The organism is Agrobacterium sp. (genome assembly GCF_032092815.1).
Lineage (GTDB): Bacteria > Pseudomonadota > Alphaproteobacteria > Rhizobiales > Rhizobiaceae > Agrobacterium.
The window spans coordinates 105499-131858 of sequence record NZ_DAMDBP010000008.1 but is presented as its reverse complement, the minus strand read 5'-3'; the positions used below and the strand labels follow the sequence as shown (position 1 = coordinate 131858).

The following is a 26360-nucleotide window of genomic DNA, read 5'->3' as shown; positions in this document are numbered from 1 at the left end:
CTTGAAAGTGCCATTGAGGTTGTCAAGGAGATCAAGAAGAAGCTTGTTGCTGCCTATAGCGTTGGCGCCGATCGGGTGAAAATTCAGGAAGAAATGCAGCAGCTACAGGAGCAGTTGAAAAGCATTTCCGAATCCGCATCCTTCTCGGGCGAAAACTGGCTTGAGGAGCGCATCGGAAACAGCGGAACGCTGCCGGTCGAAGAGCCTATTACCAAAAAAATCGTGGCGTCCTTCATTCGTACATCGTCCGGTGGTGTTGAGGTGACGACGGTTGACTACAGCCTCGATTCTAAAACCGTGCTGTTTGACTTGAGTGGCGGAAAATTCGGTATTCTGGACAAGGAAGCAATCTTTGTTGGTCCAAACGAGGCGCAGGTCGACGTGAAGATAACAACCGGCACCACGACAACGACCACCGGATACGTTGTCGAGAAGTTGAGCGACACGCAGATTGCAGCCCTCGACGCGGCCACATCGGATACGAATACTGATCCAAACATCTACAGTGACGGCACAGATACCTACTATCAGGTGGCAGCCAACAGCTGGGTAAAGATGGCTGGCACGCCGTCAACCGGCGCAGGCACCGAAGTCGCCTATACAGACGGTTCCGGCACCGACTGGTATTACGATATTGGCGGCACACCTATCCTAGCGGCTGATCGTTCGCTGTCTTTCTCCGTCTCTACACTTGACATTAACGACCTCAACTCTGTTGCCGGCGTGATGAATGGCATGGTGACAGGTGGCAATTACACGGATTCAGAAGCGCTCGATGTTATGGTTCAGTTTGTGAACACGCAGCTTGAAGCCATGACCAGCGCTGCATCGAGCCTTGGTTCGCTGCAAAGCCGTATTAGCATGCAGGATGATTTCGTGTCAGCACTGATGGATGTGATCGATAAGGGTATCGGTCGTTTGGTTGATGCTGACATGAATGAGGAATCGACACGCCTCAAAGCCCTGCAAACCCAGCAGCAACTCGGAATTCAGTCGCTGTCGATCGCCAACTCCAACGCAGAAAACATTCTGATGCTCTTTAAGTAAGAGCTTGCTGGTGTTTGGTAATTTTTAAAGGCGAGGTGAGGTGTCCTTCATCCTCGCACAAGTTTGAAGTTCTAGCGTTTCGAGTGAGTATCCTCGGCTTTTTCTGGCAGAGGGTGGAATTGACGATCTTCGAACATGGTGACGGGAATGATTTCACAACCGCATAGAAAACATGGCTTCTGGAGGCAGCATTGTGCCTCCAATCTCACGGCCATGGGCGGAGGAAGACGATGAGCGCATCCATTGCCCGTTATCTGAAAGACTTTGGCGAAAGCCAGCCTGTCCCCCCTGTCATGGATGAGGCCGCAGCACTACCGCCGTCGTTTGCAGATTTTGATCTGGGCGAGGACGACAGTTTTGCCATGCCCGCTCCTGTCGATGTGGATGAAGAAAAGCGCATTTCCTATGCCGAAGGCCACGAGGCAGCAACGGCTGCGCTGACTGAGCAGTTTGAAGCAGAAAAGCGCGCCCTGTTGGAAAGCCATGCCGCTGAGATCGCTGAATTCCAGGCCCGGTACCACAGCGAAATGGCTGGTTTCGTCGCATCCCGTCTGCAGGAAAATCACGATCTGCTCGTCAGCACTCTTGACGAGCAGATTTGTTCCGTTCTGGCTCCAGTGATGTCGGACGCACTTGTGCAAAAGGCGGTTTCCGCTCTGGCTGACATTATCCGCCCATCACTGATCGATGGCGAAGCCGTGACCTTGACCGTCAAGGGACCGAGGGCGCTTTACGACCTGTTGATCGAAGCGCTTGGCGGCAATGAAAAAGCATTTCGTTTTGTAGAAAATGCGGACGTGGATCTGTCCGTTGAGATGGACAATAGCGTGTTGGTAACCCGTATGTCGGCGTGGGCGTCAAGCGTTCGGAAGGTGTTGAAATGAGTGAAAGCGAAAATCATCACCACGGCAAGAACGAGGTTATCATTGTCAAGCGCAAGGGTGGTGATCACGACGGCGCGCATGGTGGTGCATGGAAGATCGCTTATGCTGACTTCATGACCGCGATGATGGCATTCTTTCTTGTTATGTGGCTGGTTAACGCTGCCAACGAGGAAACCAAGGCCTCCGTCGCAAGTTATTTCAACCCGATCCAACTCTCCGATGAGAAGCCGACGACCAAGGGGCTGGAAAAGCCGGTTGATGAGAAGGACGGTCTCGAAAAGAACGAACGCTCCAAGGTAAAGGCTGAAAACGCCACAGTTGGTTCTGCCGCTGCGACCGGTGAAGACCAGACGTCACAGACCGGTGAAGAAGCCAACTATTCCGAAGCGGACTTTTTCCAAAACCCGTATTCTGTTCTGGCTGAAATCGCCCAGGAAGTTGGCCAGCAAGCCAATGTCAGCGCCAAGGGCGAGGGCGGTGCGTCAGATTCCGGCCCGGCAACTGGTGCCAGTGGCGGTGAGGCGTATCGTGATCCATTTGATCCCGATTTCTGGACGCAGCAGGTGCGCATAACGCGTGCTGACCAGAAAAGCGAAACACAGCCACAAGAAGAGCAGACCGCGCAGCAGGATAATCCCGCTGCTGAAACGCAGACCTCGCCGTCAACTGCAACACAACAGACAGAAGCTCAGCAGTCGAACGATATCATTGCCGATGTCGCCAAGCTCAACGAGCAGAAACAGAATGACCACGAGCAGCAGGAAATTGCCGCCGTCATTCCGCAGCAGAAACCAGAGTTTGATCCAAACGAGATCAAGCCTGTTCCTGATCCGGAAGAGGCACAGCACAAGCCGACACCTCTCGAAGAGAAGGAGGCTAATGAGCTGCGTGAGGAGATTGAAGCACAGATCAGTGGTGTGAGCGGCAAGCTCGCTGAAGGCCTGATCGTGACCCCTGCAGAGGGCGGAATTCTGGTGACGATTTCGGATCAGAGTCAGGCACCGATGTTCAACATCGGGTCGGCAGTTCCACGCCGCGAGATGGTATTGGCAATGGAAAAAATTGGCCAGCTTCTGCAAGACAAGGGCGGCAGCGTCGTCATTCGTGGCCACACGGACGGCCGCCAGTTCAAAGGCAGTTCCAATGACAATTGGCGTCTGTCGATGGATCGTGCTCACAGCGCCTATTACATGCTGGTGCGTGGCGGTCTTGAGGAAGATCGCGTCAAGCAGGTCTCCGGTTTTGCTGACCGCAGGCTGCAGGTTCCGGCAGATCCGCTGGCTGATGCCAACCGCCGTATTGAAATTCTTCTGGAAGCGGACCGAGGATGATGCGGATACGGCTTCCAAAACGCTGGGTATCTCTATTGGCTGCGGTCAGCACGCTTGTCGGCGCGTCTGAAAGCTTTGCCCAGTCGCCAGACAATCTGATGCCGTACTCGATGCTGCGTTCTTTGCAGTTCGTGCAGGATTCTGTTGTGCTGGGCGACCATTCGGCAGCCGAGATGCAGAGGTTCATGCTGACGACCATTGATGCGCGCCTGAGAGACGCGCCGCCATCGATCTTTGCCGACCCGCGCAATGTGGATGCCGCACTGATTTATGCAATGAGCGGCGGTAATCCTGCCACCTTGGAATTACTGGTCGCCAAGGATGTCGACGGAAATTTTGATACGCGCGTCGCAGATGCCCTGCGTAAATATCTCAGCGGACGAGGTACGTTGATTGCCAAAGGGCTTGGCGCGATGGTGCCGGAATATCGCAAGACCCGGATCGGACCATATCTGGCGCTGATCAGTGGCAACGTGACGCTGGCCCAGGATCCTGCGGCCGCATTGAAGTTTTATGATATTGCCCGGCTCGAAGCGCCTGGCACCATTGTTGAGGAAGCGGCACTGCGTCGTTCTCTTGCCATTGCCGTTGAAGATGGCGATGCGACACAGGGCTTCAAATATGCCCAGCGTTATGCGCGCCGCTTTTTGCATTCGCCCTATGCCAGCCAGTTTGCCGACCTCATCGTCGCGCTATCTGTACGCCGCTACGAGCATATCGACGAGCATCTGATCACCGATACTGTTGCCCTGATGGACAAAGACCGTCAGCGCGAAACATATTTGCGTATGGCGCGTATGGCGATGGTTGCCGGCAAGGAGAAACTGGCACGTATTGCTGCGATGAAAGCCAGAGATTTATCTGCAGATCTGCCTGTCATCGATGGCGCACCGGCCAATCTCTACGAGAGCCTCGCCAACATAGGCACGCCTGATGTGGTCAGTGCCATCAAGACGATCACCAGCATTCCTGATGAGCATCTGTCAGACAGAGACAAGATTTTACGCGAGGCGGCACGCGTGGTCGCTGAGGAGGTTGTGAGACCTCCAGTGGCGAGCTCAGCCTCACCTGCGTCGATGGATGTCACACATGAGGGCACTCCGGTCAGCGCGGATGTGGAAACCGCGGCGGGCGAACAACAACCGGTCACGGAAAACAGTGGTGTCTGGCGTAGCCCGACACCTGTTTTGGAAGCGCCCAGCCCGGAATATCAAAATACGCTTACCAGCGGTCGTTCAAAGCTGGATGAGATTGATGCACTGCTGAAGAAAGAGGGCTCACTGCCATGATCGATACGAGCGCATTTACACTGCAGCCACCAGTATCCGATGCAAAGCCGGCAAGTACGGCTGGAAGCAAGAGTGACTCGCGTGCGAGCGGCTTTGATGACGCAATGTCGAGTGCGCGAAACGATCGCACCAATCCGCAAGCCTCCGATAAACAGCCAACGGATAGCCGGACAGACGATAATGTTCCGGAAGATGACGCCCCTCCAGTTCGTGGCCGCCTGCAGGACGATCAGTCCGGCGCCCAGAAGAACAAACTTGCCGGCAACTCGGAAAATCTGCGCGCGCACCTGTCTGCCTATGACAAGATGACCAAGGTGACTGACGATACGTCTGGCACCAAGCAGGTGAAGCAAGAGCAGGTCAAGAAACGCATCAAGGACGGTGACGAGAACGAAACGCTCATCGGCAAAACAACGCCAGAAGCCGATACCGATGTCTCGACCGATGACACTAAGGTTGCTGCAACAACCACTGTGCTCGAGATGGGCGACGCCGCCGTTCAGGAACTGGTAAAGGCCGTCGCCAAGGAAAATCCCGGCGCAAACAGCCGTGTCGAGGACAAGGCGAACGCAAAATCGAAGGCGGCAAATGCCATCGACATGTTGTCCGCAACACAGGCAGATACCGAGACGGAAGAGCTGGATGTCGCTGCCGACCCGCTTACAGTGCGTTTCTCCTCGTCGCGGGCCAATTCTGGCCGCGACATGGACATGTCGATCCGCTCCGGCTCAGATGGTGTGGAGTTTAAGGTCAGTGACGCCAAGGGTGGTGTGATGGAGAACGTGAGTGTTCTCGATTCACGCCGCTTTATCGGTCTTTCCATGTCGACAAATGCGTCTGCGCTCACAAGCCTGATCGCTGGTGATCCGGAATGGGTCAGCGCTATGCAGCCCGGTTCCGAACTGTCCAATGCGGCCGCTCAGAGCAGCACGGGAAGGGTCGTGCATACGTTGAAGCTGCAGATGACCCCGATCGAGCTGGGCACCGTCACCATGTCTCTGCGCATGGTAGGCGACGAACTGAACGTTCATGTGACGGTACAGAACACAGCCGCATACCGCAAACTCAGCGACGACAGCAAAAGCATCGTCGATGCATTGCGGGCACAGGGCCTCCAGGTCGATCAAATCACGCTAAATATTTCTTCGACAGAAAAAAGTGATCAGTCGAGCGCGCAGAACAATGGACAGCAAGCTCAGCAAAACAATCAGCAGACTTTGAGTGATCGCAACCAGGGCGAGTCTGGCGGCCAGCGCGGTCAGTTCGTGGGACAGAGCAATGAAGGGGAACTCGATGGTGTTGTGGAAGGGAATGTTGGCCTCGCTTCCGGTAATCACGGTTCTGGCCTTTACCTCTGACGCGCTTGCAGTTGGCGTACAGGGCGCCTGTGAAAATGAGATACGATCTGCGGCTGCCAAGTATGGTGTGCCGGAAGGTATCTTGTATTCCGTTGGGCTGACGGAAACGGGCCGCAAGGGGCGTCTGGACCCTTACGCGATGAATATTGAAGGAAAATCAGTGTTTTCCGCATCGCGTAATGAGGCTTTGGCTGCTTTTGAAGAGGCGAAACGCAACGGCGCAAAACTGATCGACCTCGGCTGCATGCAGATCAATCAGTACTTCCATGGAGAAAATTTCAGTTCCACGCAGGAAATGTTTGACCCGAAGCGCAACGTGGAATATGCGGCGATGTTCCTTAAAAATCTGCACGACAGGCATGAAACCTGGACGATGGCAGTTGCCAGATATCACGCAGGACCGAACAACGACCCGGCACAGAAGAAATATGTGTGCCGCGTGATATCAAATCTGGTCGCAACCGGGTACGGAAAATGGACGACCAACGCAAAGAATTTTTGCGACAATTAGCAACCTTAAATTGAGATGCCCCATATAAGGCAGGAATCTGGAATTGTGGCGATCGTTTGCCGCAAATGTGGTCCCGCAAGAGGGATTCTTGTTGAATCCGTCCTTTCTCCACATTAAAATAGTGCCATTTAGTTAAAATGCCTACTAAATGTAGATCAAATCGGCACTCAAAAGTTAATCAATTATTAATTTCTATAGTTAATATTCTACAGTTGTCGCTGATTCCCCCGATTCGTACCAATGCCAACATTGGCAACACCACACTGATTCGGAGGCGGACGAATGATCGTAGTGGTTGATGAGCGCGAGCTCGTTAAGAACGGATATACATCTCTATTTGGGCGTGAGGGCATTCCCTCGACGGGTTTCGACCCGCGCGAGTTTGGTGAATGGGTCACGACGGCGGCAGATACGGATCTGGCGGCGGTCGAGGCATTCCTCATTGGACAGGGCAATGGTTTTGCGAATTTGCCACGGGCAATTCGCGACAGAACCATGGCGCCGGTAATCGCTGTCAGCGATCAGCCATCACTTGAGGCAACGCTTGCGCTGTTTGATAGCGGTGTTGACGATGTGGTGCGCAAACCGGTTCATCCACGCGAAATTCTTGCACGCGCTGCGGCCATCCGCCGTCGCCTGAAGGTCATCAACAATTTCACTGACATTGGTCCCATTCGCGTGTTTTCGGACGGGCGCGATCCAGAGATCAACAGCGAAACCTTCCCATTGCCGCGCCGCGAGCGCCGCATCCTCGAATATTTGGTCGCCAATCGCGGCCGGCGCGTTTCCAAAACACAAATCTTCAATGCCATCTATGGCATTTTTGATGACGACGTCGAGGAAAACGTCGTGGAAAGCCACATCAGCAAGCTGCGCAAGAAGCTTCGCAAGAAGCTTGGTTACGACCCTGTCGATTCCAAGCGCTTCCTTGGCTACTGCATTGATTGGCAATGATTTTTAGACATCTGCCGCATTTGCGAGGAATGCGGCATTTGAGACAGCTTCACGCAAGGCCCATCTCTTAAGTTGCTATTCAACGACCACCACGAGGGTTCTTTTAATGAGTATTTTTGGAACGATGAAGACCGGCGTATCCGGTATGAATGCGCAGGCTAACCGCCTGGCGACAGTGGGTGATAACATCGCCAACTCCAGCACGATTGGTTACAAGCGCGCATCGACCGCATTTTCGTCCATGGTTCTTCCCTCGTCCGGCGGCAACTATAACTCGGGCGGCGTCAGCTCCAACATTCGTTACAGCATTTCGGAAACTGGTGGTTACTCCTACACCACCTCTGCGACTGACATGGCGATCGAAGGCAGCGGCTTCTTCATCGTTGCTGAATCTCGTGAGCCAGGTGCGGCCCAGTTCCTGACACGTGCAGGTAACTTTGCCCGCGAAACCGTGGAGGAGCCAGCGGGTTCCGGCGTATACAAGACCTTCCTCAAGAATGCCGCTGGTTATTACCTGTTCACGCCTTCCCAGGCGACAGCATCCAGCAACCGCTTCTCCGGTAGCGTTGTTGAAATGCCAGGCAATGACATTCAGTCAACGCCAACGACGGCCGGCACGATGAAATTCAATCTGAACAACCAGACGGAAGACGGCGCCACCTGGAAGACCTCGATGACTGGTTTCGGTTATCAGGGCGTTGAAATCGTTTACGACTTCACCTTCACCAAAGACGCTGCCAACCAGTGGACACTGCAGATCACCAACCAGGAAACTGGTGTTGCAGTCATGCCTGACATTGCGGTTGAATTCGATCCCGTCACAGGCGAACTGACAACGCCAACTGGTACGTTTGATATTCCTGCAGTCGCCAATCAGAATGATGCCATCACTATCGATCTGGCTGGCTCAGTCACTCAGAACACCGGCAGCACCATCATGAGCGGTGGCCTGAACGGCAACGGTGCTTCGGCGGTAAAGGATGTGATCATCGAGACCGATGGCAGCATCTACATCCAGTACCAGAACGGTTCCAAGGTTCTGACCGAAAGCAGGCTGATGCTTGCGACGGTAACCAGCCCGGATAACCTCAATCCGGTTAACGGCAATGCTTATAGTGCCAGCAACACCTCAGGTATCCTGATTGCCAACGATCCCGGCACCAAGGGCGTCGGTAATCTGATGACCAAGACGCTGGAAACATCGAACGTCGATATCGCCAACGAATTGACCGAGATGATTGAATCGCAGCGCATCTACAGTGCTAACTCCAAGGTTTTCCAGACAGGTTCCGAATTGTTGGATGTCCTGGTCAACCTGAAGAGATAATAAATCTCACGAGGACAGATGAATGTCACTTTCGTCAGCAATGATTACTGCACAGTCAATTTTTAACAATACCGGCAAGCAGACCGATGTTGTTTCAAGCAACATCGCCAACGTTGGTAATAAAAATTACGTCAAAAGAACTGCAATTCTGAGCGCAACAGCGTATGGCGCGTCGGTCGTGACAACGGCCCGCGTACAGAATGACAGCCTTTTGCGGCAGACTCTTGCTTCGTCCTCGCTTTTCTCCGGCCAGAATGTTCTTTTGACCGGTCTTGAAGAAGTCAAAAGCATTTTTGGCGGAAACGACTACGAAAGTTCTCCGAGCGCTTACCTCGGAGAACTGCAAAAAAGCCTCGATACCTATGCTGGCAAACCAGGCGATTCTGCTCTAGCTGCAACCGTCGTTAACGCCGCAACCGATCTTGCTACTTCTCTGAATACCGCTTCCAACGAACTGCAGGCAATTCGTACCCGTGCAGACAAGGAAATGGCGCTGCAGGTCGATGAGCTCAACGAACTGCTCTCGCGTTTTGAAGTCGCAAACAACGCAGTCAAGTCGGCAACAGCATCCGGTTCGGACCCGAATGACGCGCTCGACATCCGCGACAGCCTTCTGAAAGACATTTCCAGCATTGTCGGCGTATCCATCGTGACGCGTGGCGACAATGATATGGCGCTCTACACCAGCGACCAGGGCATCACTCTGTTTGAGACGATCCCACGCCAGGTCAGCTTTACGCCGAAGATCGGCTACACTGCAGCCATGGACGGCAATTCGCTGTACATTGACGGTGTTGCTGTCAAGGCAGGCGACGGTGCCAACACAACGGCCTCCGGCAGTCTCGCCGGTCTGTTGCAGATGCGTGATGACGTCGTTCCGACGATGCAGAACCAGCTCGATGAAATTGCACGCGGTCTGATCACACTCTTCGCAGAAACGCAGGCGGACAGCACCGGTTCTGATCCGGACCTGCCAGGCCTGTTTACCTATGGCGATCCAACTACCGCAACCGTGCCCGCTGCTGGCGCAGTTACCAAGGGTCTGGCTGCGGCAATCAAAGTTCATCCGGATCTGATCATTTCTCAGGGTGGCAATCCCGAACTGCTGCGCGATGGCGGCATTAACGGTGCGGCCTACGTCAAGAATGATCTGACCAATGGCGGTGGCACCGGTTATTCCGAGCTGATCCGCAGCTACGTAACGGCGCTTGACACGTCACTTGATTTCGATCCGGTCACCCGTATCGACACTGACACATCGCTTCTGAAATACGCGTCCAACTCCATGGGTTGGCTCGAGCAGATGCGCCAGGGCGCGACCAACGCAAGCGACGTCAAGACCGCCGCTTATGAGCGTGCCGAAGAAGTCTATTCGAACACCACTGGTGTCAGCCTGGATGAGGAGCTGTCTCTGCTTCTCGATATCGAGCAATCGTACAAGGCGGCTACCAAGCTGGTTTCGACGATTGATGAAATGTTGCAATCTCTGATGAGCATGGTGAAGTAACATGAAAACGTCTTTCATATCATCACTGGCAATGCAGAACAGCATGCGGAGTACGATCCTCAAGGCTCAGCTTGAGATGACGGATCTGACCACGGAGCTGACGACAGGCAAGCATGCCGATCTGGGTGTGGCGCTGGGTGCGAACACCGCGCGCAGCCTTGACCTCAACCGCGATGTGCAGCGCCTGACGTCGATCATCAGCGTCAACTCGATTGCGACCCAGCGTCTTGAAGCATCGCAGCTTGCACTCAAGAACATGTCGGAAGCGGCAAACGAAATTCAGAAAGTGCTCGTTCCAAACACCAGTGCAGAAGAGCCGACCCTGAGCACTGTTCGCAACACGATTACCAATGCGTTCAACAACTTCATCGGTTTTGCCAACACCTCGGTCAATGGTGAGTTCCTGTTTGCGGGCATCAACACTGACGTGAAGCCGGTTGATGACTATTTCGCGGCGGATTCGAAGCTTGCGAAAGCCTATAATGACGAACTGAACTACTACATGACCTCTGTGGTAACGCCGGCTGTTGGTGCAGCGTCCGAGCTTTCCAAAGAGCAGGTCGCGACGTTCATGTCCGACATCGAAAAGAAGTTCAGTGGTGAGGTTAAAGTTACCAACCCGCCGCACGCTGACCTTGCTGTGGGCACTGACTATGATTTTTGGACGGCTTTCGGTTCGAATTCCAGCGATGTGAACATGACAAGCCGTATCAGCCAGACGGAAGTTGTCGAAACATCGACCAACGCAAATTCCAATGGCATGCGTTATTTTGCCTTCACGGCAATGACCACCATGACCTTTCTCCAGGACGACATTGATCCCGAAATTCGCGAACAGGTTTCCATGGATGCGGTGAACAATATCAAGACTGCAATTGACGGATTGAACCAGCAGGCCAGTAAGCTTGGTTTGTCTGAAGAGCGTGTTTCCAAGGCAAATGATGCTTTGTCGGCACAGAAACAGATTATCGAAACACACCTCATCGATCTCGAGGGCATCGATACCTACGAGGCGAAAACCCGCCTCGATTTGTTGACGTCTCAAATTGAAATTGCCTACAGCTTGACTGCACGGCTGCAACAAATGAGCCTTGTAAACTACCTTTGATGATTAAAGGTAGCCGTAGATAAAGGATACAATGAATGTACCAGTTTTCCTATGCGGAGATAATGGAGGACGATGTCACCGACGCGAAAGACCGCGAGCGGCAGGCATTGACCAAATCCTTGGAATTACTGGACGCAGCGCAGAATGATTCCGGACAATACCGTCTGACAGTCGAAGCGCTTTACTACACTCGGCGGGTGTGGGTGAGGTTCATAGAAGACCTCAAGCACCCGGAGAACCAGTTGCCAAACGAACTTCGTGCCAATCTGATCTCGATCGCAATCTGGATATTGAAAGAATGCGAGAGGATCAGAAAAAGGGAATCGAGCAACTTTCAAGGCATAATTGACGTAACAACCATCATCAGGGATGGACTTAAATGAAAAGTACTCTGCGCATTTCGCTCAAATCCGGCGAGAAAATCTTTATTAACGGGGCGGTGTTGCGTGTTGACCGCAAGGTTGCACTCGAATTCCTGAATGATGTTACCTTCCTTCTTGAGAACCATGTTCTCCAGCCTGAGCAGGCGACAACTCCATTGCGCCAGCTTTACTTCATCGCACAGATGATGCTGATCAATCCCGAAGGCCGTGAACAGTCGATGACCATGTTCCGCAAGTCGGTGACAATGCTGCTGTCCTGCTTCCAGAATGACGAAGTTCTGGCCGAGTTGAAGCGCATTGATGCACTGGTTGCAACGGGCAAGGCATTCGACGCGCTCAAGGCAATCCGTTCGCTTTATGCAACGGAAGAGCAGATCCTGAACAATCAGGAGATGACACCGGCGACCATCGAACATATTCGCAAGGAGATTGCACCATGGCGGTAGACGCAGTCAGCGCCACAGCAACGTCCAACCCTTGGGCCAATGCTGGTTCTGATTCCACGGCGAGTGACAACGCTTCGCTGAACTATGACAGCTTCCTGAAGCTGCTTATTGCGCAGATGAAGAACCAGGACCCAACCGAACCTATGGACGCCAGCCAGCAGATGTCTCAGCTGGCGAGCTTCTCTCAGGTCGAACAGACAATCAAGACGAACACCCACCTGAAGAGCATGTTGCAGGCAGAAGCCCTGACACGTTCGACAGATCTTATCGGCAAGTACATCACCAGCGCCGACGACCAGATTTCGGGCATCGTCAAAGAAGTCGAAATCTACTCCGACGGCGTCATCGCGATTACCGAAGAAGGCAAGGGCATCCTGTTGCAGGTTGGTGTCAAGTTCGGTGAGAAAAGCGACACAACCGCGTCAGATTCCACTTCGGGTTCTGACACCGAATCTGATACCTAAGGTCAACAATTGTTGTTCTGAGGTTTTGCAATGAACGAGGCGGATGCGCTTGATATCATGCGGGCAGCCGTTTGGACCATTCTGGTCGCATCCGGTCCTTGCGTCATTGCGGGCATGGTGGTTGGAGTAACCATTGCCTTCATTCAGGCCCTTACCCAGGTTCAGGAAATGACCCTGACCTTCGTTCCTAAGATCGTGGCAATCATGATCACGATCGGAATTGCGGCGCCATTCATTGGCGCCCAGATTTCCCTATTTACAAATCTCGTCTTTTCCCGAGTTCAATCCGGGTTCTGAATTTTCTTGCGGGAACGCGCGATTACCATTTTCGCGCAAGCTTCGGTCGCTAGGGATGGTGTGAAACCATGCGGCGGCCCTTCTCGGTCGCCCCTTCTCATGAAGAGACAGGACGTTATCGATGGCGCAACCACCTGCAATATCAATACCGAAGGTCAGTCCCAGCACGCGTGATGTTGGCTTTGCCCTTGGTATCGTTGCAATTCTTTGCATTCTCTTTTTGCCGATCCCGGTTATTCTTGTGGATATGGGACTGGCGTTTTCCGTTGCGTTGTCCGTTTTGATCCTCATGGTTGCCTTGTGGATTCAGCGTCCTCTCGATTTCTCGTCATTTCCGACGATCTTGCTGATTGCAACCATGGTGCGCTTGTCGCTGAACGTGGCAACAACCCGTGTCATTCTTTCGCACGGGCACCAGGGACATGACGCCGCCGGCAGTGTGATTGCAGGCTTTTCCAGTCTCATCATGTCTGGCGACTTCGTCATTGGTCTGATCATCTTTATGATCCTGATTACGGTGAACTTCATCGTTATTACCAAGGGCGCAACGCGTATCGCGGAAGTCGGTGCTCGCTTCACCCTTGACGCGATACCAGGCAAGCAGATGTCGATTGACGCGGATCTTTCCGCAGGCATCATCGATGAAAAAGAGGCGCAGCTGCGCCGCAAGGAACTTGAGGCAGAAAGCTCGTTCTTCGGTTCTATGGACGGTGCATCCAAGTTCGTGCGTGGTGACGCTGTCGCAGGCCTCATCATTACAGCAATCAACATCTTCGGCGGCATCATCATCGGCTATTTCCGTCACGGCATGGAAATCGGCCAAGCTGCGGATGTTTTTGTGAAGTTGTCGGTTGGTGACGGTATCGTCACGCAAATTCCGGCGCTGATCGTTTCTCTGGCCGCCGGCCTTCTGGTGTCGCGTGGCGGCATGTCCGGTACCACCGACAAGACCGTTGTCGATCAGCTGAGCGCCTACCCGCGCGCCCTGTTCGTTGCCTCGCTTTTGATGGGCTTGCTTGCCATCATCCCAGGCTTGCCTTTCCTGCCGTTTATGGTGCTCGGTGGCGTCATGGCCTTTGGTGCCTGGTACATTCCAAAGCAGGTCGAGGCGATGAACCTCGTTCGCCGCGAAGAGGAAGAAAAGAAGGTTATCCAGAGCAAGGAAGCCGAAAAAGATTCCGTCAAGCTGGTCTTGAAAACCGCTGAAATCGAGCTGGCGCTTGGCAAGCAGGTTTCCACCCGACTGCTGGGCGCGCATCAGGAGCTGGCCTTCCGTGTTGGCAAGATGCGCAAAAAATTCGCCAGCCAATATGGATTTGTGGTGCCTGAGATCAAGGTGTCTGATGACATCATGATCCCGGAGAAATCCTACCAGATCCGTATTCACGGCACGACGATTGCCTCCAGTTCACTGCGTGTCGGCGACGTACTTGTCGTGACCGGTTCTGGCCGCAAGCCGACCATTCCCGGCGACGAGATCCGGGAACCCGCATTCGGAATGCCTGCGGTTTCCATTCTGGAAGCCTTTGCAGACGATCTGCGACGCGAAGGTTTCCATCCAATCGACAACGTGTCGGTTGTTTTGACCCATCTCAGCGAAGTGATCCGCAACAATCTGCCACAGCTTCTCTCCTATAAGGATGTGAAGGTGCTGATTGATCGCCTCGATCCAGAATACAAGAAGCTGGCGGATGAAATCTGCTCGTCTCATATGTCCTATTCCGGTCTTCAAGCGGTTCTCAAGCTATTGCTGGCCGAGCGTGTGTCCATTCGCAACCTGCACCTCATTTTGGAAGCAGTCGCCGAACTTGCACCACATGTCCGCAAAACCGAACAGATCGTGGAACACGTGCGCATCCGTATAGCGCAGCAGCTGTGTGGCGACCTTGCCGACAATGGCGTGCTGCGTGTTCTGCGCCTTGGCAACAAATGGGACATGATTTTCCATCAGGCTCTCAAGCGTGACGGCAAGGGTGAAATCGTCGAATTCGATATCGATCCACGCCATCTTGAAGAGTTCAGTGAGCAGGCATCGAAAGTTATCCGTGAATTCATGGACAGGGGCCTGCCTTTTGTTCTTGTCACGTCGCCTGAAACACGGTCCTATGTGCGCATGATTATCGAGCGACTCTTCGCCACCTTGCCTGTGCTGTCGCATGTTGAACTGGCCAAGGGGCTGGAGATCAAGATTCTAGGCGCTATTTCATGATAACCGACCCGCAAGGGACAATATTGGCATTGTTCCTTGCATTTTGCCGCATCGGTGGTTGCTTCATGACCATGCCGGGCTTTTCAAGTGCCCGGCTTAACACGACCATCAGATTGTTGTTGTCCGTTGCCGTGTCCATGGCGCTGATGCCAATCTTGTGGGATTCAGTCTATCCCAAGGTCTCGGGCGCGACACCTGGCGCCATCGTTGCGTTGATCTTTTCTGAAACCATTATCGGCGCCGTGTACGGCATGATTGCCAGACTGTATGTTCTCGGCCTGCAATTTACCGGCGCGATCGTCGGCAATGCCATTGGCTTCAACGCGCCGGGTGGCGCAGATGTTCTGGAAGACAGCCAGGAAAGTCAGCTTACCAACCTGATCGTGTTCGGTGGTCTGCTGCTGTTGTTCATTTTTGACTTTCATCATGTCGTTCTGAAAGCGGTGGTGGATTCCTACACCTTGACGCCGGTCGGGTTCGTGCTGGATTCGCAGAAAACACTGATCACCATGACCGATACGCTGCGTGCGACGACCAATGTCATGTTACGCTTGGCAAGTCCGTTTCTGATCTATGGCCTGATGTTCAACGTGGCGGTCGGTTTGATCAACAAGCTGGCACCACAGGTTCCGGTCTACTTCATTTCCACGCCATATCTGCTGATGGGTGGATTGTTCATGCTCTACCTTTCCATCGCAGCATTGATTCGTCAGTTCGCGGATGGGTTTGGTCCCATATTCTTCGGTTTCTGACCGGGGTTATTCGGCAGTGTGTGTTTGAGACGGTTCGCCGTGAAGGGAAAGCGCCATGGCGCAAGATAAACGCTCCCGCAAGCTAAAGCGGCTGGTGACAGTACAACGCCACATGGAAAAAATGGCGGAGGTCACGCTTGCCGACACCACACGCCAGCGCGTCGAAGTCAATGAATCCATGGATAGCATCCTCAACGCACTCAGTTCCATGGACCCAGTGCACCACCAGTTTTCCAAGATCTATTCGGAACGTTTTGGTCGTCTGACCGTCAAGGACAAACAGCTTTCCGGTGCGCAGCAGTTGCAGGAAATGGCTGTTCTCAAAGAGAAAACCAAGGGCGATCGCCTGCAGGACAAAATGTACGAGGCACGCGACGACGAAGATCGCGAAATCGACGACAATGCAATTTATGATCTATTGGAAATCATGAATGCGACACCAGCACCAGCCTCCAGCAAGGTTCGCGATACATAGTCACCGCCACATCATGCATCACCTTTTAGTGGTGGTGAATATTCGTGATTGATGAAATGCAAGTGCGTTGGGGCCAAAACCCCAATGCATTCCTTTCAGGAGGTGATTGCGTGGCGATATCGGTTGTTAGCGACCTTGTCATGGACGTTGTCCGGGCGGCAGATCCGCTCGATGTTCAGGTTGCCCAGGATAAGCTTAAGGCAAACAAGGCTGCGTTTGCAGCGTCCAGTCTTGCAGATGCAGGTAAGGGTTTTGATGCTGCGGTTGGCGTTTTGAACGACGCGGCGTCCAAGGCCGGATTGGGTGACACCAATTTGCGCGCCGAGCGCAAGGAAATTCCCGAAACTTTCCGTCAGTTTGAAGCCTCAGTCTTGCGGACCTTCATCGGTTCGATGCTGCCTCAGGAAAGTGAGGAAGTGTACGGCAAGGGTAATGCCGGCGAAATCTGGAAAGGCATGTTGGCCGAACAGCTTGCCAACAGCATGACTGAAAATGGCGGCATCGGTATTGCCGAACAGGTCTATCAGGACACGTTGCGCAAGGCAGAAAACCGCAACTTTGAAAACATCTCCTCTCTTGAGGACAAGGACAATAATGCAGCCCTGCGCATGGTTGCCGAATTCGAGCGCAAGGTTCTCGGTATTTCGGATGAAATGAACGGGGAGGCCAAGAATGTATAATCATAACGGAACAGAAGCCATGGAAGCTATGTCGAACGATCATCGTATTCAGTCCGTTCTCGGACGTCTGGAAACGATCATTGACAATGAAAATGAAAAGATCGGCAAAGATCCAAAGTTTGATCTCAAGGTTTCCAACGCGCACAAAAGCCGTTGCCTCTATGAACTGACCATGTTGTTCCGTGATACGCCGCATGAAGAAATCGCTTCCGGTTACATCAGCCAGGTTCGTGGCATCAAGGAAAAGCTGGCGGTTAACGCACGCCGCGTTGAAGCACATCTCAATGCCGTGCGTGCGGTTGCTGATCTCCTGAAAAATGCGATCCGCGAAGCTGATACGGATGGCACTTACTCTCAGGAACAATTTCTTTACGGCGCTACCTGATGCTTAAACTAATCCTCACGGGTGTATGGGTTTGCGCGATTACGCTCGGCGCAGTGTATTTTTCCGTGCAGATGGCGCTGCCACCAGCTCCGCTCAGCGAGGAAGAAGCCCGCAAGGCATCGCTTGCCTTGGTCAAGGGAGAGCAGATTACAGTGCCTGTCATCAGTGAGGGTGCTGTAAACGGATATTTCATGACACTCATCTCTCTGAATGTCGACAAGACAAAGGTGAACTTGATCGAGGGTCCGAAAACAGAGTTGATGACCGATGAGTTGATCACGCTGCTGGCTGGCTCCAACATGATCAACATCGCCAATGTTTCGACATTCGATGCTGAGGAGTTCAAAAAACGCATTCGCGAGGGGCTGAACAAGAAGCTCGGCGACGAGGTCGTACAGGAAGTGTTGATCGAAAAGCTCGATTATCTTTCCAAGGCAGACATTCGCTCGCAGCAGGGTGGTGCTGAACCGCACTCGGTCAAGATCGTTGAAGGCGAAAAGGTGGAAGAAGCGGCAGGGCATGAACCTGCACCATCTCACTAAACCAGCTCTGGACCACTGAGCCAGCTGTGTTTGAAAGACATTTGAAGGGTCGCGTTTGCGGCCCTTTATTTTGAGCGCCGTCTGTCGCTCACGGCAAAGATTAATATTTGCTTAAAAAAATGCTCCGTATTTGAAAACGCTATTTGAAAGTAATTTCAATTCTGTCACATAATATCACCAAACAGCAAAGAGGCTGTTGAAGAGGAACTGCTAGCGCAGGACGGGTGTGGGTGTGAGTAAATTTTCAGGATTTTCTGTATCAACGTTTGAAGTATCCGAAAAAACCATGCCCCTTTCGCGCCGTGGTGATGCAGGCAGTGCTGACAAGCAAAAAGCCTCGCAGACCCTCTATTCTGGCGATAGCGACCCGGTTCCTGAGGTGTTTTCCCGCCTCGGTTTTGAATGGCTTTATCGCCTTATCCGCCACTGACAGTGACGACAGCGCGCGCGTTTGAGGCTCCGTCGAAGTGAACTGCTGATTTCAGTGGTTGTTAACTCTTTATTTGCCTTGTTGATTTAGGTTTCATTAATATTACGGGGGCTTCAAACCAGTTCCAGCCCGGAATATTAAGGTGGCTTGACGTGGCAGATGGCGCGCAAAACGTTGAAAAATTGCATTTGACAGATCGTATTCCGGCCTCGCCTGGACCCGGGCATCGAACAAATGTCAGGTATCGCTCATCCGGCTGGCTGGGTGGTTTTTTCGGCAAATATCCCTATCTGTTATCGGCTTTTTGCATTCTGCTGCTGACATTGGCAGGTGCCGCAGTTTCGGTGCACTTTATGTCACCGTCGCAGCCAGAAAAATTGACGCAAATTCGCATCACATTCGATACGTCATTGCACCAGAAGGCCGATCCGCAGACGTTGATGACAGTGGCACAATCCGCTGTGTCATCAGATGACGGGCGCGCTGAATTGGCCCGCCAGATCATCAATGACGGTCTGGTGCTGTCGTCCGTACCAGAGACAACGTGGTTGGGACTTTTTTCAGAAGTCGTGCTTGGCAGGGTGCCGGCTCCATCCGATCCTGTTTTGCGGGCAATACATGATATGCGAGGCCGCATCACACTGTCTCAAACCGCTGATGGCAATGCACTTTTTGTCACCACCCATGCCGAAACGTCAGGCGCAAGCGCCCGATTTGCATTGCATGCCGCAAACCGTATCGTCGCCCATATCAATGCCAGCTTGCCGGGTGCAACGTCGGGCAATGTCGATGTCGACCGTGCGAAATTTGAAAAGGCAGAGGCTGCCGTGACGGGTTTCCAGGTTCGCCATGGCAAGGATGCCATGACAAAGATGGAGACTTTGACGCAGGATCTGGCGCTTGCTTCTGACACTGTCCATGAACTGGACGCTAGGCTGGCAGGTGCCACACGTGATCTTGCCACGCTTGCATCCTTAAAGGATAGCAAGGCGCTGGAACGCGTGATTCCAGATGAACTGGTTTTCCTGCCACTTCAGGATGCTGCCCGGAAATATGCAACAGCATCCAAGGCACTGTCGCAACTATCGGTGCAATACGGTCCGAAGCACCCACATGTGATCGCTGCGACACAGACGCTGCGTGAAGCGAAAGCCGGTGTCGCAACAACGGTCAAACAGATCGCTGGCGAAATGAAGCTGGCGGAACAATCCGCCAAAACAGAACTGGCGCAGGTTAAAACCAGACAGCAGTCTCTTGAAAACGAACTTGCTGTGTTTGGCGACGCGCCGCAGGAGTTGCAGAAGCTCGAGACAGAGCTTGCTCAGGCACGTGATGCCTATTTCAGCGGTCTTAACGACAACAGCCAGCAGGGACGCCAAGCATCGCGGCCTTTTGCGATGGCCGATGCGCCGCTTGCGGTGAATATAAGCACCGGTCTGCGACAGATGATGTCGTCAGCGCTGGTTGGCGGTGGTTTTGGTCTGGGTGTCGCGCTTGCTGGACTTGGTTATCTGTATTTGCGCTTGCGCACGCATCATCAGCCTGTTGCCATAGCTGCAGAGGCTCATGTCGATCCGGACATGGAGGATCTCCAGGTTGATGTTTCGGCGGATGAATATGCTGAAGAAACCAACGCGATGGATGAAGACCTCTATGAGGACATGGTAGAGGCGGCCGAAGACTTCGCGGTGTCGAACGCGCACGAACAACTCCACCTCTATGCAGCCAATGACATTCCGCTTGATCAACGGGTGCGTGCGGTTTTGATGCGTCGAAGCGTCCCGGCACATCAGCAGGACATGGCCCAAATTCCGCCAGTGCTGGCAGCGGCCATGCAGGGGCAGTTTGACGTGACAGCGTATGATGAGCCGGATGAAGTGTCAGACATACGCCGTGACATCGCCGTTCTACGCCAGCGCTTGCATGATTACGCAAACTACAGGGCTGCGCACTCCGCCTGACAGGATTGTCGCTCCTGTGACAGCCTTTTTGCTTGCAATCGATATCATTCGGCAGCATTAGGGGCAAAAATCACACAGCTTTCTGATGTGATCAAAAGGCAAGCCGTTGCCGGCTTTCTGCTGGCAGGTTGGTATTGGAGACAGGCGCATGGTTCAGGTAATTGACGGCAAAGCGAAAGCGGTATCGGTAACGGAAGCGGTGCGTGTTGCTGCGGAAGAGCTGGAAAAGACCGCTGGTGTAAAACCGGGGCTTGCAGTCATCATTGTCGGCGATGATCCCGCCAGCCACGCCTATGTCGGCTCCAAGAGCAAGATGGCCAAGCAGTGCGGTTTCAATTCCGTGCAGCACACCCTGCCGCTCGAAACCGGTCAGGCTGAACTGGAGGCGCTGGTTTCCTCACTGAACGACGATCCATCGATCCACGGCATTCTGGTGCAGTTGCCACTCCCCAAACATCTCGATTCCGAACCGGTTATCCAATTGATTCTGCCGGAAAAAGACGTCGACGGTCTGAGTGTCGTTAATGCGGGCAAGCTGGCGACCGGCGATCTGGAATCAGGTCTTATTTCCTGTACACCGGCTGGTGCCATGCTGCTGGTCAAGGATATCAACGGAGCCGATCTTTCCGGCCTCAATGCCGTTGTGATTGGCCGCTCAAATCTGTTTGGCAAGCCAATGGGCCAGCTTCTGCTGGCGGCAAACGCAACCGTGACTATGGCGCATTCGCGCACCAGGGATCTGGCTTCCGTATGCCGCAACGCCGATATCTTGGTTGCCGCGGTTGGACGTCCACAGATGGTCAAGGCCGATTGGGTCAAGCCTGGCGCGACTGTCATTGATGTTGGTATCAACCGTATTGACGCGCCTGAAAAGGGCGAGGGCAAGACCCGACTGGTTGGTGATGTCGCTTTTGATGAGGCAAGCAATGTTGCTGGTGCCATCACGCCGGTGCCAGGCGGTGTCGGGCCGATGACCATCGCCATGCTGATGGCCAATACGGTCATCACTGCCTACAGAAAATCCGGCAAGACGCCGCCGACATTCTGATCAGTTCGGGGCAGGGCCGGTGGATGCACGCACCACAAGCTCTGCCTTCCACAATTCCTGCACGGGTTCGACCTCGTTGAAGGTGATGCGGTTGATCAATCGCTGAGCCACTCTTATGCCAGCCGCGCGCAGTGATGAGCGTGTTGTCGTGAGTGGTACGGAAAAATTATGCGGTTTGAGCAATGGCAGGACATCGTCATGGGCAATCAGCGACACGTCCTTGCCCGGTTTCAATCCACGCTGGTTGAGTGAACGAATGGCTCCCAGTGCGAGGGTGGTACTGGCACACAAGACGGCGGTTGGCGGGGCGCTTTGCGATAGGAGCTCTTCCATGTTCAGAAAGCCGATTTCATCGGTCATGGCGCTGTGCCGCAGACAGTCGGAACGCAGCGCAAGCCCATATTCCGACAGTGCCTTTTCGACACCGGCCTTACGCCGGTAGGTGAAATCGAGACCTTCCGGGCCGTTCAGCAGGCCGATCCTGTTGTGGCCAAGCTGCAAGAGCAGTTTCGTTGCGTCATAAAAGGCGCCCTCATTATCGACATCGAGAAACGGATAATCGGTCTCTGCTCCGAATGAGCGCCCATGCACCATGAACGGGATGTTGAATGATTTGAGCAGATCAATGCGCGGATCGCGTTCCCGCATATAGGCCAGATAGATCCCGTCGACATTGCCGCTGCCAGCTAGCCAGCGCAAAGCGTCTTCTTCATTGCTGGGGTCAGACGGCATGATCAGCATGTGAAAAGAATGTCGTGCCGCTTCTTCACCAAGGCCACTGAGAAACTCACCGAAATGCATGTCGGACTGGTGGGCGGGTGCCGTTGGCATGACCAGACCAATCGAACCGATCTTGCCCGTCGCCAGTCGACGTGCAGTCTGGTTTGGTCTGTATCCGTTGTCCTTGGCAGCCTGCAGCACGCGTTGGCGCGTGTCCGCATTGACCTCGGGATAACCGTTTAATGCGCGGCTGATTGTCGTTTGTGACAGACCGAGCAACTGGGACAATTGCTTCAGGTTCATCTTTCTGGTCTCCTCCACACGCTCAAAGATTTGGCGAGATACAGTGATCTTGCGAAAAATCCGCTTCAAAGCGCTTTGAATTCTGTAATGCCAGTTTCCTTTTTGCTCAATGGAAAATGCAGCCCAAAACTGTAATTTCTTTGCAAAATCTATTGATGCAGTGTAACTGCAACGTTACAGTTTTATTTGGCACTTGACTCCTCTGGTTTGTGAGGGGAATTAATAGCGTCCAAAGCGCTTTGAAGTGTTTGTATAGGTTTAAATCTTGATGTGATGGGAGGTAAGTCACATGCTTAAGACATTCCTGGCAACAACAGCAGCCATGGCCATTTTCATGAACTCCGCTATGGCTGCGGATTTGAAATTCGCCCCTGGCGAAGACGCAAAATTCAACTGGAAAAGCTACGAAGATTTCAAAACAGCCCATGCCGACCTCAAGGGCCAGACCCTGACGATTTTCGGACCATGGCGCGGCGAAGATGAAGCCCTGTTTCAAACGGTTCTGGCATATTTCGCCGACGCAACCGGCATCAATGTAAAATATTCTTCTTCTGAAAATTACGAGCAGCAGATCGTTATCGATACGCAGGCCGGTTCTCCTCCCAACATCGCAATTCTGCCGCAGCCGGGCCTTCTGGCCGACCTGGCTGCCAAGGGGCTGCTTGTTCCGCTTGGTGACGATGTCGCGTCTTGGGTGAAGGACAATTACGGTGCCGGTGAATCCTGGGTGAACTACGGCACCTATAACGGCAAGGATGGCCAGCCGGCCTATTTCGCATTCCCGTTCAAGGCTGATGTGAAGTCGCTGGTCTGGTTCGTGCCGGAGAACTTCGAGGAAGCCGGTTATGAAGTGCCTGAAAGCATGGAAGACCTGATTGCGCTTTCCGACAAGATTGTTGCCGATGGCGGCACCCCCTGGTGCATCGGCCTCGGTTCTGGCGGTGCGACAGGCTGGCCGGCAACCGATTGGGTTGAAGATTTGATGTTGCGCCAGCAAAGCCCGGAAACCTATGACAAGTGGGTCAAGAACGAGATCAAGTTCAATGATCCGGCCGTTGTTGGTGCCATTGATGAGTTCGGCAAGTTTGCCAAGAATGAGAAATATGTCAGCGGTGGTGTTGCCGCTGTTGCATCGACCGACTTCCGTGATAGTCCGAAGGGTCTGTTCGACATTCCACCAAAGTGCTACCTGCACCACCAGGCATCTTTCGTGCCGTCCTTCTTCCCAGAGGGCACCAAGGTCGGCACCGATGTCGACTTCTTCTACATGCCGACCTATGCGTCCAAGCCTGAACTCGGCAAACCGGTTCTCGGTGCCGGCACGCTGGTGACCGTGACGAAGGAATCGCCCGCTGCCAAAGCATTTGTCGACTTCCTGAAAACGCCGATTGCGCACGAAGTGTGGATGGCGCAGTCCAGCTTCCTCACGCCGTACAAGGGTGTGAACACCGATGCCTACGCCAATGAACAGATGAAGAAGCAGGGTGACATTCTCACGTCTGCGACCACCTTCCGCTTTGACGGTTCTGACCTGATGCCGGGCAAGATCGGTGCTGGCGCGTTCTGGACGGGCATGGTTGATTTCGTCGGCGGCAAGTCTGCCGAAGCTGTCGCCACCGACATCCAGAAGGCCTGGGATGGCTTGAATTAATCATTTCCTGCCCGCCCGGCGACTGTGTTGCCGGGCGGTTGTTTCTAGAGCTTTTCGGTTTTCGTGATTGGCTAAAAACAACGCCGGATGACCGGGAATAAGGGAGGGGAATGTGATCGCTCAGATCGTTTCGGCAATCGGGGTCATGATTGTCGGTGTATTTGCTTGTGCCGCCTATTATTGGCTTTCCGACAAATTTCTGCAGGTTCTGTTTCCTGTGGGCGCGAAGAATGTCATCGACGCCTCCCGAAATCTCAACCGCCGGGCTGCTGTGCGTCCGTGGTTGTTTGTCGGGCCGGCCTTGCTGTTGCTGCTGGTCTATCTCGTCTACCCCGTGATCGCGACCTTCATCCTGTCTTTTTATGATAGAACTGGCGTCAATTATGTCGGCTTGGCCAATTATCGCTGGGCGTTTTTCGATGCCGGTTTCAGGCAGTCGATTTTCAATAACATCCTCTGGCTCGCGGTTGTTCCGGCTGCCTGCACCTTCTTCGGTCTTGTCATCGCGGTCATGACAGACCGCATCTGGTGGGGAAACATTGCCAAGAGCATCGTGTTCATGCCCATGGCCATTTCCTTCGTTGGTGCCTCGGTTATCTGGAAATTCATTTATGAATATCGCGGTGAGGGGCAGACCCAGATCGGCCTCCTGAACGCCGTCGTCGAGTTTTTTGGCGGCACACCAGAAGTATGGATTTCCATGCCTTTCTGGAACAACTTCTTCCTGATGGTCATCCTCATCTGGATCCAGACCGGTTTTGCTATGGTCATCCTGTCGGCAGCCCTGCGTGGCATTCCCGAAGAAACCGTCGAGGCTGCCGTGATTGATGGCGCCAATGGCTGGCAGATTTTCTGGAAAATCCTGGTGCCGCAGATCTGGGGCACGATTGCCGTGGTGTGGACAACCATCACCATCCTCGTTCTCAAGGTGTTTGACATCGTGCTGACCATGACCAATGGCCAGTGGAACACCATGGTTCTGGCCAACCTGATGTTTGACTGGATGTTCCGTGGCGGTGGCGACAGCGGTCGAAGCGCGGTGATCGCCCTGATCATCATGGCTGCCGTCACGCCCATCATGATCTGGAACATTCGCCAGGCGAACAAGGAAATGGAGGGCCGCTGAGATGGATATCGTCAAACGTCTTCGCCGTGTTGGCCTGCCGCGCCTGATCGTTCATGCCAGCGTTTTGTTGCTGGTCATTTTGTGGCTGTTGCCGACCCTTGGCATTCTCGTCAGCTCGCTGCGCGACAAGGACCAGATTACCGTGTCAGGTTGGTGGACTGCTTTTGCCAGTTCCACCCAGTCGCAGGCCGTTCGTCTGGCTGATCCGGCCACGCAGCGCCAGGAAGGCGATCGCTTCATCATATCAGGCAACGTCTTCGAGGCCGACCAGGCTGGCCAGGTATCCGCCTTTGGTGTGCGTGTGCAGGAACCGTCTGCCTATCCAGCCGGAGAAGCGGTCGATCTCGGTGACGGTGAAAGCCTGCTGCTGAATGAAGATGGCGCCTATGAATATAGCAAGAATGCCAGCTTCGAAGGATCGCGCGGCAAACGCATCTATATTTCCGTGCTGTCGCCACCGGTCTTCACCTTGGATAATTATCGCACGGTGCTGTTCTCCGAAGGCATTGGCCAGTCTTTCGTCAACTCGCTGACGGTGACAATTCCCGCAACGATCATCCCGATCCTGATTGCCGCCTTCGCAGCCTATGCCTTGTCATGGATGCGCTTTACCGGCCGCTCGCTGATGATTGCCATGGTGGTTGGCCTGATTGTTGTGCCGTTGCAGATGTCGCTCATTCCGTTGCTGCGGCTTTATAATGAAATCGGCAACATCTTCGGGGTGCCATCCAAAACCTATGCCGGCATCTGGCTTGCGCACACGGCCTTCGGCCTGCCGCTCGCCATCTACCTGCTGCGAAATTACATCTCGGGGCTGCCGAAGGAAATCATTGAATCTGCCCGTGTCGATGGCGCCAGCGATTTCGAGATTTTCGTCAAGATCATCCTGCCGCTATCATTCCCGGCACTGGCATCCTTTGCCATCTTCCAGTTCCTGTGGACCTGGAACGACCTGCTTGTTGCCATGGTCTTCCTTGGTACCCAGAAGGATCAGTTGGTGCTGACCGGCAGCCTCAATGCGCTGCTTGGCTCGCGTGGCGGCAACTGGGAAATTCTCACCGCATCGGCCTTCGTAACCATCATCGTGCCGCTCTGCGTTTTCTTCGCCCTTCAACGTTATCTCGTGCGTGGCCTGTTGGCCGGCTCCGTCAAGGGAGGCTGATACTTCATGA

At 53.7% G+C, this 26360-nt stretch carries 27 protein-coding genes; 26 read left to right on the top strand and 1 reads right to left on the bottom strand.

What is annotated here, in order from left to right:
- The 23 genes from RT613_RS06775 to folD all read left to right on the top strand — a co-directional run.
- On the top strand, positions 1-1047 hold a 1047-nt coding region (locus RT613_RS06775), incomplete at its 5' end, for a flagellin (RefSeq protein ID WP_313614004.1).
- A 230-nt stretch (positions 1048-1277) separates the two neighbouring features.
- Positions 1278-1931: a hypothetical protein gene (locus RT613_RS06770; protein ID WP_313614003.1), complete on the top strand. Its 654-nt coding sequence runs from the start codon at positions 1278-1280 to the stop codon at positions 1929-1931.
- Positions 1928-3262: a MotB family protein gene (locus RT613_RS06765; RefSeq protein ID WP_313614002.1), complete on the top strand. Its 1335-nt coding sequence runs from the start codon at positions 1928-1930 to the stop codon at positions 3260-3262. Before RT613_RS06770 ends, RT613_RS06765 begins: the two co-directional genes overlap by 4 nt.
- On the top strand, positions 3259-4551 hold the full coding sequence (gene motC / locus RT613_RS06760; RefSeq protein WP_409558776.1) for a chemotaxis protein MotC: 1293 nt from the start codon (positions 3259-3261) through the stop codon (positions 4549-4551). Before RT613_RS06765 ends, motC begins: the two co-directional genes overlap by 4 nt.
- Positions 4548-5909 carry a flagellar hook-length control protein FliK gene (locus RT613_RS06755; protein WP_313614000.1) on the top strand — a complete coding sequence of 454 codons (1362 nt, stop codon included), beginning with the start codon at positions 4548-4550 and terminating at the stop codon, positions 5907-5909. Before motC ends, RT613_RS06755 begins: the two co-directional genes overlap by 4 nt.
- Positions 5863-6420, top strand: coding sequence for a lytic transglycosylase domain-containing protein (locus tag RT613_RS06750; RefSeq protein ID WP_313613999.1), 558 nt, complete (start codon positions 5863-5865; stop codon positions 6418-6420). The genes RT613_RS06755 and RT613_RS06750 overlap by 47 nt, the downstream gene beginning before the upstream one ends.
- Positions 6421-6702: 282 nt before the next feature.
- Positions 6703-7374, top strand: a complete 672-nt coding sequence (gene rem / locus RT613_RS06745) for a transcriptional activator Rem (protein WP_313613997.1) — start codon at positions 6703-6705, stop codon at positions 7372-7374.
- A gap of 106 nt (positions 7375-7480) precedes the next feature.
- On the top strand, positions 7481-8701 hold the full coding sequence (locus tag RT613_RS06740) for a flagellar hook protein FlgE (RefSeq protein ID WP_313613995.1): 1221 nt from the start codon (positions 7481-7483) through the stop codon (positions 8699-8701).
- A 22-nt stretch (positions 8702-8723) separates the two neighbouring features.
- Positions 8724-10208, top strand: a complete 1485-nt coding sequence (flgK, locus tag RT613_RS06735) for a flagellar hook-associated protein FlgK (RefSeq protein ID WP_313613994.1) — start codon at positions 8724-8726, stop codon at positions 10206-10208.
- A 1-nt stretch (position 10209) separates the two neighbouring features.
- Positions 10210-11316 carry a flagellar hook-associated family protein gene (locus tag RT613_RS06730; RefSeq protein WP_313613993.1) on the top strand — a complete coding sequence of 369 codons (1107 nt, stop codon included), beginning with the start codon at positions 10210-10212 and terminating at the stop codon, positions 11314-11316.
- Positions 11317-11351: 35 nt separating this feature from the next.
- Complete coding sequence (gene flaF / locus RT613_RS06725) at positions 11352-11699, top strand: flagellar biosynthesis regulator FlaF (protein ID WP_313613992.1); 348 nt, start codon at positions 11352-11354, stop codon at positions 11697-11699.
- A complete protein-coding gene (gene flbT / locus RT613_RS06720; protein WP_313613991.1) occupies positions 11696-12145 on the top strand; it encodes a flagellar biosynthesis repressor FlbT in 450 nt (149 codons plus the stop codon). Before flaF ends, flbT begins: the two co-directional genes overlap by 4 nt.
- Entirely contained in the window at positions 12136-12609 is a 474-nt protein-coding gene (gene flgD, locus RT613_RS06715) for a flagellar hook assembly protein FlgD (protein ID WP_313613990.1), read from the top strand. The genes flbT and flgD overlap by 10 nt, the downstream gene beginning before the upstream one ends.
- A gap of 30 nt (positions 12610-12639) precedes the next feature.
- Positions 12640-12906, top strand: coding sequence for a flagellar biosynthesis protein FliQ (gene fliQ, locus RT613_RS06710; RefSeq protein WP_313613988.1), 267 nt, complete (start codon positions 12640-12642; stop codon positions 12904-12906).
- Between the two features lie 121 nt (positions 12907-13027).
- Positions 13028-15115: a flagellar biosynthesis protein FlhA gene (gene flhA, locus RT613_RS06705; protein ID WP_313613987.1), complete on the top strand. Its 2088-nt coding sequence runs from the start codon at positions 13028-13030 to the stop codon at positions 15113-15115.
- Positions 15112-15867, top strand: a complete 756-nt coding sequence (locus RT613_RS06700) for a flagellar biosynthetic protein FliR (RefSeq protein WP_313613985.1) — start codon at positions 15112-15114, stop codon at positions 15865-15867. Before flhA ends, RT613_RS06700 begins: the two co-directional genes overlap by 4 nt.
- 55 nt (positions 15868-15922) lie before the next feature.
- On the top strand, positions 15923-16342 hold the full coding sequence (locus RT613_RS06695) for a hypothetical protein (protein ID WP_313613984.1): 420 nt from the start codon (positions 15923-15925) through the stop codon (positions 16340-16342).
- Between the two features lie 110 nt (positions 16343-16452).
- Positions 16453-17022: a rod-binding protein gene (locus tag RT613_RS06690; protein ID WP_313613982.1), complete on the top strand. Its 570-nt coding sequence runs from the start codon at positions 16453-16455 to the stop codon at positions 17020-17022.
- A 19-nt stretch (positions 17023-17041) separates the two neighbouring features.
- A complete protein-coding gene (locus RT613_RS06685; RefSeq protein WP_313614056.1) occupies positions 17042-17407 on the top strand; it encodes a hypothetical protein in 366 nt (121 codons plus the stop codon).
- Positions 17407-17949, top strand: a complete 543-nt coding sequence (locus tag RT613_RS06680) for a hypothetical protein (RefSeq protein WP_313613981.1) — start codon at positions 17407-17409, stop codon at positions 17947-17949. Before RT613_RS06685 ends, RT613_RS06680 begins: the two co-directional genes overlap by 1 nt.
- Before the next feature lie 286 nt (positions 17950-18235).
- A complete protein-coding gene (locus RT613_RS06675; protein ID WP_313613979.1) occupies positions 18236-18379 on the top strand; it encodes a hypothetical protein in 144 nt (47 codons plus the stop codon).
- Between the two features lie 353 nt (positions 18380-18732).
- The gene (locus tag RT613_RS06670) at positions 18733-20340 is read left to right on the top strand and encodes a hypothetical protein (protein ID WP_313613977.1); all 1608 of its coding nucleotides are present in this window, start codon (positions 18733-18735) and stop codon (positions 20338-20340) included.
- A gap of 148 nt (positions 20341-20488) precedes the next feature.
- Entirely contained in the window at positions 20489-21388 is a 900-nt protein-coding gene (gene folD / locus RT613_RS06665) for a bifunctional methylenetetrahydrofolate dehydrogenase/methenyltetrahydrofolate cyclohydrolase FolD (RefSeq protein ID WP_313613975.1), read from the top strand.
- Here the strand turns inward: folD and RT613_RS06660 are convergent, their stop codons facing one another.
- Complete coding sequence (locus tag RT613_RS06660; protein WP_313613973.1) at positions 21389-22411, bottom strand: LacI family DNA-binding transcriptional regulator; 1023 nt, start codon at positions 22409-22411, stop codon at positions 21389-21391.
- Positions 22412-22700: 289 nt separating this feature from the next.
- On the opposite strand from RT613_RS06660, the gene RT613_RS06655 reads away from it, so the two are divergent.
- The 3 genes from RT613_RS06655 (at position 22701) to RT613_RS06645 (ending at position 26350) form a co-directional block, all read left to right on the top strand.
- Positions 22701-24062, top strand: a complete 1362-nt coding sequence (locus RT613_RS06655; RefSeq protein WP_313613972.1) for an ABC transporter substrate-binding protein — start codon at positions 22701-22703, stop codon at positions 24060-24062.
- 112 nt (positions 24063-24174) lie between these two features.
- Positions 24175-25188 (top strand): sugar ABC transporter permease, encoded by a 1014-nt coding sequence (locus RT613_RS06650; RefSeq protein ID WP_313613970.1) that lies wholly within the window; start codon positions 24175-24177, stop codon positions 25186-25188.
- A 1-nt stretch (position 25189) separates the two neighbouring features.
- Positions 25190-26350: a carbohydrate ABC transporter permease gene (locus RT613_RS06645; RefSeq protein WP_313613968.1), complete on the top strand. Its 1161-nt coding sequence runs from the start codon at positions 25190-25192 to the stop codon at positions 26348-26350.
- Positions 26351-26360: the final 10 nt, after the last annotated feature.